The organism is Stieleria tagensis, from assembly GCF_024129865.1.
GTDB classification, from domain to species: Bacteria; Planctomycetota; Planctomycetia; order Pirellulales; family Pirellulaceae; genus Stieleria; species Stieleria tagensis.
Window position 1 is genome coordinate 1 of record NZ_JAMYFE010000124.1, and the last position, 12679, is coordinate 12679.

The following is a 12679-nucleotide window of genomic DNA, read 5'->3' on the forward strand; positions in this document are numbered from 1 at the left end:
CCGTTGTCCGAACTTCATTTGACCGAAGGTGCCCAGTGCGTTTTCTGCTTTCAGGTCAACTTCAAGATCCTCTTCAAGCTTGGGAACCTTCAAAGTTTCGCTGGCCATCACTGCGACCGGCATGCCTGCCATCATCAAACCAGCTTTCGCCCGTTCCAAGTCGATGATCTCGCCCGCCATCTGGTCGGGAACCAAGAAACTACCGGTCATGCCGCTGGACTCGCCCAGCGCGTTACGCACCCGCTGCGGCGTTGCCGACGATGGTCCGAACAACTTAGCGCAGATGAAGTGTGCCGCTTCGTTTTCGGCTTCTGGCTTCAGCAGATCGGTTGCCCGGTCGCCTTTATTCAAGATTGCAAACTTGTTGCCGTTCGCGTCAGCCTTCCAGCCAAGTTGACGGGCGACATGCCTGACTTGTCCGCTATCAACCGACGCGCCAGTGTTGCCGCCGGTGCCGTGCCGACTGTTCATGATTCGGGCCTGTGCATTCTCGCGTTTCTGTGCTCGGTCCAGATCCCGGTTCAAGTTCGACAACTCGCCCGGCTTGTGCCCTGGCTGGCCTGGGCTACCGACACCCATGATGGCATCGAATCGCTTTTGCTCTGCGGTGCTCATCTCGCGTTCTTCGGCATCGGCCAAGTCGGCGATCGCCAACGCTTCGGCTTCCAGTTCCGCGATTTGCTCGTTCAAGTCTTTGGTGTTTGTGATTCGGATCATTTATTCATTCCGTCGTTTGTTGGATTGTCAGTTGGTTCAAACACGCAAGGCGGATTTGGCACCCATCTCGGTAGCCGTCAGCGGTGCCACTTCGCCGCGCGACAGAATCGCGGTGCACGAAAAGAATGTGCCGGTGCTGCCATCGCCAGCGGTTGCAACCAAGTCCCAATAGCGCGGCCGTGCTTTCAGGTCCACTTGAAAGACAAAAAGACCGTTGTCGTCATCGTCGGCCGGCAGTGCTGCGGTGCCGCCTTCGATGTCGGTGTCGCCGTCGAAGTCCAGACCGTCATAGTCGGTCAACGCTCCGCTGGTGTTGCCTGCTTGAAGCTTGAGGGCTGCCATCGCGATGTCGGTTGCGCCAACGCTGCAAACCATGGTCAGGTAATCCCAGCCAAGCGTATCAATTTCGGCGGTGGTGATGGCCGCATCATCGACGATGGCCGCCGGCGGTACGATTTGCAAAAACTTGGCGTTGTGAAGTTCATTTGCCATTTGAAAACCTTTCGGGTTAGGCGTCCTGGTGATTCTGTCGAAGCTCTCGAATCTGCTGGATGGCCTGCAAGTCAAAGTAGGCATCCAACACGTTTCGTGACCAAACTCGGCGATTGATTCCAACCCGTAGGGGCTTGGGGAATTTCCCGCTGGCAACCATTCGGCCAAGTTGTTTGTCGGTGACGTTCAACCGCTCGCAAAGTTCGGCGGCGGTGACCCATGGTGATCGGCTCATTCGTCGGCACCTCCGAAGTGTTGCAGGGCTGATACGGCGTCGGCGGTGATGTTCAGCGCCAAGTTGTCGATGAACTCATGGGCGGCGTCGGTCATCGGGACGCGGCTGAAAACAAAACTAGCCATCAGGACGCTACCGAGTTGGTCCAGCGTCCACACTGGCGGCTCGATCATTTCCGGTTCCGCACCTGGCGTCTGCCGGCGGTTGTATTCGCTGGCCAACAGTTTGATGACCCAACTGGTGAATAGTGGGTGGGCGTCTGCTTTGCGTTGCATCAACTTCGTCAGAGCGATCAGGTCGCCTTCGGAAAGCTTCGGTAGCTTGATGTCCAGTCGGGGCGGTGTAAGTGTGTCATTCATTCGGTGGCTCCTAATTCGTGGCGGTCGATGTGGTGATTGTCACGCCGCAACATGGGCACGCAAGCTTTCCGTTATCCGTTCGGATAACAACGTCACGACCTCGGTCATCAACAACTGTGATGGACTTTCCGCTCGCGCCGCATGAATCACATTTCAGATACCGGATGCGATGGTTGCCGGAGGTGCGAGTTGATACCCGTCGCATGATGCCGGCTGGGCATTCGGTGCAGTCGTCGCCGGTTCTCATTCGGCCGGCTCAATGCCGATGCGGTCATGGCAAGCCAAGTCATCCAGCTCGCCGCGCAAACCCAGCGCCGCATCGATCCGTTTGAGCACTGGTCGCGACAGTCGCTTCGGATAGTTGTCCGCCACGTCGGCCGCGAGCGACAGTAGCACCGCCTCGACGCGACGAAGTTCCTCGGCAATCTCGCGGTGGCGTTCGGCGGTCAGTCCCTTTTTCTGTTTTGCCATTTGTGTGATCCTGTTTTGAAATGTGGAAATGTGTTTTTGGCCAACCGGTCGGTCATGCCTGCTGTGCCGTCTTGATCTTCACGACCACCACGCCATCGCAGCCCGGCATCTGACAGTCGTAGTTGAGATAGCCGTTGATTGGCCCAGCGGGTGACGGTTCAGTCGGACCACCGCACCGACGGCATGGAATCTTGTGATCGGCTTGGGGGTGATGGGGTGATGGAGGCGATGGTGGGCATGGTGGGCATGATTCCGGCCCATCCCTATACGTAACGTGTTGTGTGTCGTGTGTGTGTCCGTGCGACACACAACACGTCTCATGTATAGGTGGGGGAGAACTATGTCCACCATGACCCCCATCGCCACCACTAGAAACCGGCTTAGCCGACCACCGATTTCGCTTTGCGTGGCCAGTGTCCTGGTCGATGCGATGGCCCTTGCAGACTCGCCCTCGATACTTCCGCATGGTGTAGCCCAGTCGCGACACGTCCGGCCGTCCACTTTTGGTCGCAATTTCCGCGACTACCTCTCGCATCGTCGGGAATGGGTCGGGTTTATTGTCGAGTATGGGATAATTCAGTCGGTCGATAATCTCTCGGCAAGTCAGCCCTTCGCTCGCAGTGTCAATTTCCAGCAATCCGTCAATCAATCCCGCGACAATCGCAGCAGAATCATCGTCAGCCCGGGCGGTTTCGATGGTCGCCATTGGGTCAGGACGACCGGCCCAGACCACTGCACCGCGGATCACGTCCGACCATGATTCAAAGGAACCAAACTGACCACCGTCTTGCTTCGGGCATCCAGCGACGAAGTAGCCCCGCAAGATCACCAGCGCGGCCGTTACCAGTTCGCCCCGGTGCTTGTGCGTCCAGCCAAGCAAGTCGGCGTGTCGGAAGTCGGTACGCTCCTCCGGTCGCTCCTCGGGTGAATCCAGTCGAATCGGAAGCACTCGCCGCGCGATGTCACTACGGAATCGCAAGTTGTTCCCCGTCGCCGTCCAGATCGCTCTGGCTGGTAGGTCGATTGTCCGCGACGATCCTAGCTCCCGGTCTTTCCATCGCTCCGCAGTCAACACCGCATCAAGTGACGCGCCGCCGATTGGTCGGTCGATGTTGTCGAGCAATACCGCCGGTGATGCCTCCATCACGATAGACGTGATGCGTTTTCGCATTTCGTCATCATCGGCCGCGTATGCCGTTCTTGCGGCTGCGTGACCGTAGGCAATGATCGATGCCGCATCGACCAACAGACTCTTGCCAGCGCCCCGTATGTTGGCTGTGACGGCGAACATCGGGACGTGACCGGTGACGCATGGTCGGCCAATCATCGATAGCGTCATCGCCAGCCATGCCGATCGGTCCGCCCCTTCGGTGAACGGAAAGTCGGCGACCACTTCGAAAAGCTTTTCGGCGGCGGTTGCCGCGTCGGCTTGCGTCGGCTGCTCGGGAATCGGCTGATACTTCATCGACGGCCGAAACAGTAGACCGGACGCATCCCAACCGGGCGTCTGCAGAATTGAGCCATCTGGTCGGATTGTGGGCGCGGTGACGATGGCAGATAGATGTCTCACCGATTCGCCATAGTCGCCGGCGGTGTGGATGCCCTCAATCAGCCACCTGGGCGGCGGCACCGCTTGTTTCTCAACTTCCCCCTCTTTCTCTTTCTCGATCACCAACTGACACGCATCGGCAATCCGCAGTGCGAGTTGTTGTTGTGGCAGTGTGCGTATCCTCGGTGTGCCCGCTGCGATTTGAACACGTCCACCCTTGGCGGTTGCGTCGGCCTTCGATTCGGTCACAACATCAACCAACACGCCACCGCGCTGATAGAGTTTTCTCGCTTCGTGCTTGGCCTCGGGAATCCAAGGCGTTCGCCAGCCCAGTCGGCCGATGTGATCGACAACGCGGTCAACATGCCAAGCGTAACGCAGTGTCAGAATTTCCTCGGGGCGGTCGTCCTTACCAACGATTTCGCTATCCCTGGGCTGCCAATCGGTAGCGGCGTCGATGGCATCACGCACTGCCTGGTCACCGCTCTGCCGTATCACGTCGCGAACGTCAGGCCCCTTAGTGGCGACAATCTCACCGAGCAGTCGTGCGGCCTTGACCGATGCCGCAATGCCCGCAAGGTGTCCGCCGGTGCGTTGTGCACCGCTCTGCCCTGGTTTATCCAAGTCGGCGACTGTGATGACGTTCACGCCACGAAACAGGTCGGCATACTTGGGAGCCATGAATGACGACGGCAGGCCGGCAGCATTGAATCCCAGACCAATCAGCGCCGACGCATCTTTGACGCCTTCGACCAGCAACCATGTTTCACCAGCGACGGGAAGCCGGCCGGGGAAGAACATGCCGCTATTGCCAGCGCCGCGTTTGAAGAATCCTTTGCCCTTCGGTGTCAGGTCGAAGTGAGAATGAATCTCGCCCGATTCGTCGTAGACGGGGACTCTGGCAACCGGTTTTTGGTCGCGGCCGCGCTTGGCTTCCACGGCTCCAAACTTTAGCAGCGCATCGGCCGGCATCCGCTTGGCCTTGGCAACTTGCTCGATGATGTCGATGACCGGTGCGGTTCCTGCTGCCTGGGTGATGGATAGCCCTAGGTGATCCGCTATCGCCTTTGCCGCTGAGCCTTGGGAATCGTAGCCGCCGAACGTCTTTACCGTATCGATGATGTCGCCGGTTCCACGGTCAACGCATCGATGGCACCGCACGCACCCGTGCTGATTTACCCCGCCATCGCGTCGGTCTGGATGCAGGCTTCCGTTGCCACATAATGGGCACTCGATGTCATCTCTCGGGCTGTCGATGTCGTCTGTGATCGGCGTCAGTGCGACGATGATGTCAACGCATCGGCCTTCGGCAGCCGATTTCAATTGGTCGTATCGATTAGATGGTGCTACCATGATGTTGTCCCTCCGTGATCTGTGGACATTTGGCCCGCCGGGTAGTAGCAGCTCGGCGGGCCGTTTTTGTTTACTGGCTGCGTGCTTCGATGAACCGGGTCAACGCTTGGCGGCTGGTCACGATGACTTGTCCAACTCGGCAATGCTCCAATCGCACACCGCCGATACCACGCAAGCACCAGCGGTATAGCGTCGTGCGGTCAGGCCGGCGGCCTAAGATGTGCCGCAACTCATTGCGGGCTTGCTTCAACGTCAGCACGTCCTCAGCGAGTACGTTGGTCGTCACTGCGTCGTTGGTCGGTCTGCGATGTGTGGTCGCTGGCATGGATAGCTCCGTGTGAGAGGTGGAGCGACGCAGCGCAAAAGAAACTCCCGCCGCGTCGCATGATGCAACGGACGGGAGTGTCGGTGGGGCTCGTGGTAGTCCAGATTAGGCTACCACAGAAATTCCTGAAAGTTTTTAGATGTAGTCCTTCTTCTTAATTCCGTGCTCCTGCATCAATGCCTTAACTCGGTCCTTTTTGACCGGCAGTTTTGCTGCAACGTGTTCAAATAGCTCACGCTGATTGCACTGATGCCTCTGGTATGCCGCTTTGCACAATGCCAAGAGTTCATCTCGGGTGACTGTCGATTTTCCGGCTGCATTTGCTTTAGCTTGTCTTAAACCTCGCTCCGATTGTTCAAGTCCTTCTACGGCATGTGCTTCCATTGACGCACGTGCGGCGGATTTTCCGATCAGGTAGCCGGCTCGAATCGCGTTGTTAGCCAGGAACGTTGCATCGACATTTGACACGTCAACGGGATTGCCGTTCTTGTCGTGCAGATACCTTTGCTGGATCAAGTCTAGAAACGCCATCGCTTCGGCCAATTCCGCCGTTCGGTCCTTGAATTGACGCATGTCGCTCTCATCTTCGACGAACTCCAATTCAGACTGAACGATTGCCGAGATACAATCCCGCCACTTGTTTAGATTCGGCTTTTGTGCCGAAACCACGATTTCCTCTTTCACCTGCGATTCAGTTCGCAGCGGCAACACCTTTCCCGTGTGCCTGTGCGGGTGCTTGCGTTTTTTCCTTCCCATAGAAATTCTCTTTTCGTTGGTCGGCACCGCCGCCGCTGATGGAGAAAAGAGAATCCACCAGCGGCGTGCGATGCCATCACGCCGGCCGTCACCAGCATGACTTGGTAAACCACCCTGGCCGTCGCCCGGGTGGTTGAATGGAATTGTTACCGATTACAGCTTTGGAGCAACCTTGGCGGCTCGGGTTGCCGCTTCCATGCTCTCCTGGGCGTAGTGTGCCGTCATCAAGGCGGTGCTGTGACCGAGCAACGCTTTTGCATCCTCGATGCCCAGCGCGGCGCGTACGGCTGTCGCGGTCAGGTGTCGGCATTGATACGGGTGCCACTTCTCAACCTTGGCTTTCTTGGCTGCCCGCTGAATCGCTTGCCGATAGGATGCCGCGTCGTATCGCTCACGGGGCAGCCGCTGGGGATCGGCTTTCCGATTGGTTCCTGGGCGGTTTCCCTGGTTCTTGGGTGTCTTGCGGTTCGCAGCTCCCACAGCGCGACGCCATGCCATCGCTTCGGCTGGGCTGAAACAGTAGCTATCGGGCGCTCGCTGCAAAAAGTCGGTGATCGCGTCACGGGCATCGCCGACCAGCGGAATCGCTTTGTCTTTGCCGATCCACTGCGTTTTGTGCTCGCTGGGGCGGTAAATCCAGACGTTGCCGCTGCGGTCGATGTCGCATGGTCGCATCATGCAGATTTCTTTTGGCCGCATCCCGGTGGCAATCTGAATCCGCAACATTGACTTGATGATCGGCGAAAGGTGCTCGGCCGTCTTGCGTACCACTTCGATCGGCACGGGTTTGACGGGTGCTTTCTCTGGTGCTGTCGTCTGGCCTTTGCGGAGCGTTTCCAGCGATTTCAACCGCTCAACCGTCAGAGCATCGACCAGTTCCCCGGCGACTGCATGCTTGAAAATTGCGATGACACAGTTGGTCAGGCGGTTTACGTATTTGCGGGCCAAGCCTTCATCGACCAAAACCTGTCGGAAATCCTTCAAACGAACCGGCCCGAAATTGGCAGCCGTGATGTCTGCGTAGCGCTCGTCAAGTTGGTCACACAGTTTTTCGTGACGGTGTTTTTCCTGGGGAGTGTTCTTGTATTTCACCGCGATGTGTTCACGGAACAATGCCGTGACGTGTCGCACTAGAACCGGGGCGTCGGCTTGCTGTGTCGGCTGAGCCGGTGCACCGCCTAGCAGCATGGCAACCTGGGGATCAAGCGACGCAAGCTCAAAGTCGCTGGGCAGATCGCAGCCGGCGGATTGGTAGACGTTCACCAGCGCGGCATAGCGGGCGATCGATTCGGGTGAATCGTGCCGGCCAAGGTAGAAGTCGCGGCCGGCGATGCGGACCACGGATTGGCCGCTGATGTGATAACGGCGTGCGGGTGCCTTTGCTTTTGGGCGTGGCATGGTGGGAACTCCCATTCAGGGAAGCCGTACCAGTCCGCTAGGACAGTTTTTCAGTACAACTTCGACATTGAAACGGGGTCGCACACCAAAAAGGTGGTATCGCTCGCGGCGATCCGACCGGCAAATTACGTGTTTTCTAACCAGCACGCCCAGGAGGATTCGAACCTCCGACCGTCGGATTAGAAGTCCGATGCTCTATCCAGCTGAGCTATGGGCGCATGGATAGTTTGCAATTGGTGCAAACCATGCAGCGGCATTCTATCGAGACGGTGCTGTGGCGTAAATGTCTCGCTGGGGCGGCGGTGGATGCCACGCCGTCAATTGGTTGGGTGAGCCGTCGGGGTATGAAAAAACCCGTCCGCCGAGACCAAGGTAAAATCTCGACGAACGGGCATGTTATCTCGTGATCAAAAGATGATCTCGAGTGGGGAAGCTGACCCATATGCGTCAGCCCGCCGACTTGGTCTACGGGTTGCTTCCCCGTTGGCTAGTACAGCAATAATCCACTTGATCACCTCCTTTTCAAAAACTTTTGTGAGACGCCGTCGGACTCAGGCGCCAACCAGAACGAGTCCTACGAACGTTCGGAAGTAGTCCGTCGCACCGCGTCAGTGCGACCCGACGTCAGAATTATCTTGCGGTGGCAAGTAAAAAGCAAGATAAATCTGACTGCCTTTTTAGACGCCCCCGCCGCGGACAGGTTCACCGCAATGCCCACTTTTTTCAGCAGATGCAATCTGATCTGGGAAAATGGTTGATCTTGCCGCCCACCGCCGCCGGCTCTATTGTCGAGTTTCACGGTGGAATTTTTAATCTGATTCGTGCTAGGGAAGGCACCATTGCAATGCGCAAATGGAAAATCCGCACCAAAATGATCGCGGGGCTGTCGGGTTTGGCACTCGTGATCGGGCTGTTGGTTTACAGCAGCTGGTCGCAACTGGCACGCGACCGCTACCTGGCCATCGAGATCAGTCAATTGGCCGAGGAAATCGACTACGCGCATGAATTGAATCGATTGGCCGAGCGATTGCGTCAGGCCCACACGCAGTATCGTCGCAGCAGCGAAGCCAATCACCAGATGATCGAATCGGATCGGATGATGGACATGCAGCGGTTTGAACAGTCCAACGTGGCGTTCGAGGCCGCGATCATCGAGTCCAGCCTACTGAAGTTGCGGTTCAAGCTGGGGGCCTACACAGGCGTGTTGAATCGGCAAAGCCAAATGGGGCCGTCCACGTTGTTGATCGATCGCGGACGCCAAGTCGATAGCTTGGCGAAAATCGACAAATGTCTTAGCAAAGCTCAGTCGGACTGGAGCAATGCCCACCAACTGGATGATCCGGTGCTTTCGGTCGGGGGCCGACTGAGTGGTTTGGGCACCCAATTTGACGATTTGGTCTTGCTCACCCACGAACACTTTGACGCCTTTCAAAGCGGAATGAAGAAGTTTCGCGACAATGTCTACTCGGAACAACACGCCAATCGCAGCCGTTTCTGGACCTACACCGGATTGTCCGCGTTCCTGATCGGTTTTTTGGCCTGGTTGTTCTGGACACTGATTGCAGTTCCCTTTCGAACGCTGTTCCGCGGATCGCAATTGATCGCCGCGGGGCACCACCAACACAAAATCTTGTTGGGCACGGACGATGAAATCGGTTCGATGGCGGACACGGTGAATGACATCACCGACCGTTTCAACTGCGCCGTTGCCGAAGTCACACGTGCCAAATTAGATGCCGAGCAGCAGGTGCGGGATCGCACCCGCGAGGTGATCCAAAACGAACAACTGGCCAGCGTCGGTTTCTTGGCCGCTGGCGTGGCACACGAAATCAACAACCCGCTCGGTGCGATCGCATGGGGTGCCGAGGCCCTGGAAGAAACGTTGGATGAATTGTCCGACGAGCAACGGCAGCACATCGACGAAGCCTTTTTGAGCGAGTTGCGGACCAATCTGGGATTGATCCAATCCGAAGCCTTTCGCTGCAAAGGGATCACCAAGCGGTTGTTGCATTTCAGCCGGCTGAGTGATTCGAGTCGTGATCAAGAAGACATCGGCGAACTCGTTCAGCGGGTCGTTTCGATGGTCAGCAAAGTCGGCGAGTACCGCTGCAAGACATTGCGAACCCACATCAGCCCCGATGCGGTGGCATATTGCAATTCGCAGGAAATCCAGCAAGTCGTTTTGAACCTGATCTCCAATGCATTGGAATCTGTTGACACCGACGGAGAGGTCGACGTTTATGTTCGGTCGGAACCGGATCCGCACAGTGGCATCAAACAAGCCGTCGTGTCGGTCGAAGACAACGGGTGTGGGATGGACCAAGAAGTCATGGACCATCTGTTCGAACCCTTTTTCACGCGCCGTCGTGACAACACCGGCACCGGTTTAGGGCTGAGTATCAGCTACCGCATCGTGTCCTTGCATCACGGTTCACTGACACCCTCTAGCGATGGAGAAGGATGCGGGTCCAAGATGACCCTGCGATTGCCAACGGAATCTGCCAGCCGACCGGCGGCCGAGCAAATGTCCTATGCCATGGATCCGGCATTGTCCCAAAAACACCCCACTGATTCTCTGACGGAATGGAATGATGTCGAAAAAGTCGCCTGAGTGCGAATCGATGCACGTGCTGTACGCCGATGACGAACCCTCGCTACAGACGTTGATGAAAGCACAACTGGAAAAGCTGGGCCACAGTGTGGTCGTCTGTCCCGATGGTGAAACGGCGGTCGCCGCACTGGAGCGAGAACCGTTTGATTGCTTGATCGTCGATTTGGATATGCCGGGAATCAAGGGTGCCGAAGTCATTGGGCGTGCTCGCAAGATCCGCCCACAGATCGAAGCGGTGGTGATCACCGGGAAACCCGATCTGCAAAGCGCGCTGACGGCGATCGAAAATCACGTCTTCGCGTTCCTCAGTAAACCCTGCAGCTTTAAACAGATCAAACAACTACTGAGCGAAGTCTATCAACGACTGTCGCATTCCCGCCGTTTAGCGGCGCTGGAACATCGTGTCCGCCAAGCCGAAGGTGATTCGGAATTGGTCGGCACCGGTGCGGCGATGGGCTTGGTCCACACGGTGATCGGTAAAGTCGGGCCGACCGATAGCACGGTCCTGATCCGCGGTGAAACCGGATGCGGCAAAGAGTTGGTCGCGCGTGCGGTTCACCAGGCCAGTTTGCGTGCCGCCGAGCCGATGGTGTCGATCAATTGTGGCGCACTGCCGGAGAACCTGATCGAGAGTGAATTGTTTGGCCACGTCAAAGGCGCCTTCACCGGCGCTGACAACGCTCGTTTGGGGTTGTTCGAAGTGGCTGATGGCGGCACCATCTTTTTGGACGAGATCGGTGAGTTGCCGACGACGATGCAAGCCAAATTGTTACGGGTGTTGGAGACCGGGGACATTCGACGGTTGGGCAGCAACCAATCCAAACGCGTCGACGTGCGGGTGATCTGCGCGACCCACCGCGATCTGGAGAAAATGGTTGAGGAAGAACATTTTCGCGAAGATTTGATGTTCCGTATCAACACCTTTGAAGTCCACGTGCCGCCGCTGCGAGAGCGTGCCGACGACATCATGCCACTCGCGGCACACCTATTGCGCCGGCATCGCAATGACGGAGGCGACGGACCGTTGTTCACGCCTGCGGCCGAAGCCGAGTTGTTGGCGCATAAGTGGCCAGGGAACGTACGCGAGTTGGCAAACGTGGTCGAGCATGCGGCGATCCTGTGTGACGTGTTGCCGATCGACGAAGAACATTTGCCTCGCCACTTCAGTCGCCGTCAATTGCGTGGCGAGATCCGTGAGAGCGAACCGATGTCGATGAAGCAGATCGAAATGCTGGCGATCGAACGCGCACTCGAACGGAACAGTGGTGACAAAAAGGCGGCCGCCGAAGAGCTCGGTGTCAGCGTGAAAACGCTGTACAACAAACTGAACGCCGCCGACGAAAAAGCCGCTTGATCGAGTCGCGGTGAGGGTTGAGGCATCATGCAAGCCAGCGTCCGACCGGGACGCGCGGATTTTGAAGCCAGCGCTTTGATGGTCACCCGAATCGTCAGCGAGGGATTTAGAGTGTTTACGGGATCCCTCGCTGACGCTTCGGGCTACCAAACACCAATGGCTGACGCGAAAATGCGACTTCAAAACGTGCGGTTTGCGCGGTGAAAAATGATCTTTCGGTGTTTGCCGGGACCTCTCTAGAATGCCGACGTCTGCCTATCCAGCACAGGGATGATGTAGAAGCAGGACCAGAGGCAGTGGTGTGGTTGGCAATTCCAAAGGAGTTTGTGATGTTTCGGACGATTTTGATCCTAGCAGTGATGGGTGGCGGCGCGTTCATGGCGGGTTGGTTCACGATCGACCGCAATGCCGATGAAACGACGATTCGTTTTAATCGCGAGGAGATCCGTGCCGACACGAACAAGGCGATTGCCAAAGGCCGAGAGTTGCTGAACGAAGTCGAGTCGAAAGATTCCACGGACGCCGAATCGCACCAGATGTTTCCCAATCTGCACCTGCCCGAATCGGGTGACGCAGCGCAGCAGGCACATCTTTCGCTGCCCCACTGGGAAAACCCAATCAATCAAACCCCCGCAGCGCCGTCGCAGCAGTACTAGCGCGGATGGTTCATCGCATTGGCAGCCGTCGATGCGAGTTCGTCGTTAGCAAGGTTTTGCAGAAACCATTCAGCGATGTTCGGCGCTAATCAGCCGGCACGCGCTAGCGTCCGGTTCCTCGGACTTGGCAATGTGAGGCAGACGGAACCGTGAGCTAGCGCTCATCGGCTGATAAATCATCAGATCCCACGGATGCCGAATCGGGGGACGCAGCAGTGCTCACGCGGATGATTCATCGCAGTGGCAGCGGTCGATGCGAATTCGTCGTTAGCAAGGTTTTGCAAGAACCATTCCGACGATGTTCGGTGCTAATCAGCCGGCACGCGTTAGCGTCCGGTTTCTTTGCACCCTGGGATTTCAGACCCCCGCAACCGTAAGCTAGCGCTCAATGGCTGATGAATCA

Annotated in this window: 12 protein-coding genes and 1 tRNA gene; 3 read left to right on the top strand and 10 right to left on the bottom strand. The window is 57.2% G+C overall.

The window, feature by feature from the left end; all coding sequences use genetic code 11:
- From NHH03_RS25175 to NHH03_RS25220, 10 genes are all read right to left on the bottom strand, one after another.
- Positions 1-717 (bottom strand): phage major capsid protein (locus NHH03_RS25175; RefSeq protein WP_253160986.1); only part of this gene is annotated, 717 nt, incomplete at its 3' end.
- A 36-nt stretch (positions 718-753) separates the two neighbouring features.
- Complete coding sequence (locus NHH03_RS25180) at positions 754-1209, bottom strand: hypothetical protein (RefSeq protein WP_253160988.1); 456 nt, start codon at positions 1207-1209, stop codon at positions 754-756.
- Between the two features lie 16 nt (positions 1210-1225).
- Positions 1226-1444: a helix-turn-helix transcriptional regulator gene (locus NHH03_RS25185; RefSeq protein WP_253160990.1), complete on the bottom strand. Its 219-nt coding sequence runs from the start codon at positions 1442-1444 to the stop codon at positions 1226-1228.
- Positions 1441-1803 (bottom strand): hypothetical protein, encoded by a 363-nt coding sequence (locus NHH03_RS25190; protein ID WP_253160992.1) that lies wholly within the window; start codon positions 1801-1803, stop codon positions 1441-1443. The genes NHH03_RS25185 and NHH03_RS25190 overlap by 4 nt, the downstream gene beginning before the upstream one ends.
- A 243-nt stretch (positions 1804-2046) precedes the next feature.
- On the bottom strand, positions 2047-2274 hold the full coding sequence (locus NHH03_RS25195; protein ID WP_253160994.1) for a hypothetical protein: 228 nt from the start codon (positions 2272-2274) through the stop codon (positions 2047-2049).
- 52 nt (positions 2275-2326) lie between these two features.
- Positions 2327-5176, bottom strand: a complete 2850-nt coding sequence (locus NHH03_RS25200) for a hypothetical protein (RefSeq protein WP_253160996.1) — start codon at positions 5174-5176, stop codon at positions 2327-2329.
- A 70-nt stretch (positions 5177-5246) separates the two neighbouring features.
- Complete coding sequence (locus NHH03_RS25205; protein ID WP_253160998.1) at positions 5247-5501, bottom strand: DUF1580 domain-containing protein; 255 nt, start codon at positions 5499-5501, stop codon at positions 5247-5249.
- Between the two features lie 135 nt (positions 5502-5636).
- Positions 5637-6284 carry a hypothetical protein gene (locus tag NHH03_RS25210; protein WP_253161000.1) on the bottom strand — a complete coding sequence of 216 codons (648 nt, stop codon included), beginning with the start codon at positions 6282-6284 and terminating at the stop codon, positions 5637-5639.
- Between the two features lie 126 nt (positions 6285-6410).
- A complete protein-coding gene (locus tag NHH03_RS25215; RefSeq protein ID WP_253161001.1) occupies positions 6411-7655 on the bottom strand; it encodes a tyrosine-type recombinase/integrase in 1245 nt (414 codons plus the stop codon).
- A gap of 144 nt (positions 7656-7799) precedes the next feature.
- Positions 7800-7873 (bottom strand) — tRNA-Arg (locus NHH03_RS25220).
- A 512-nt stretch (positions 7874-8385) separates the two neighbouring features.
- Between NHH03_RS25220 and NHH03_RS25225 the strand changes: the two genes are divergently transcribed.
- From NHH03_RS25225 to NHH03_RS25235, 3 genes are all read left to right on the top strand, one after another.
- Positions 8386-10266, top strand: coding sequence for a sensor histidine kinase (locus tag NHH03_RS25225; protein WP_253161003.1), 1881 nt, complete (start codon positions 8386-8388; stop codon positions 10264-10266).
- Positions 10267-10276: 10 nt separating this feature from the next.
- Positions 10277-11620, top strand: coding sequence for a sigma-54-dependent transcriptional regulator (locus NHH03_RS25230; protein ID WP_253161028.1), 1344 nt, complete (start codon positions 10277-10279; stop codon positions 11618-11620).
- 329 nt (positions 11621-11949) lie between these two features.
- On the top strand, positions 11950-12276 hold the full coding sequence (locus NHH03_RS25235) for a hypothetical protein (RefSeq protein ID WP_253161005.1): 327 nt from the start codon (positions 11950-11952) through the stop codon (positions 12274-12276).
- The last annotated feature ends 403 nt before the right edge of the window (positions 12277-12679 follow it).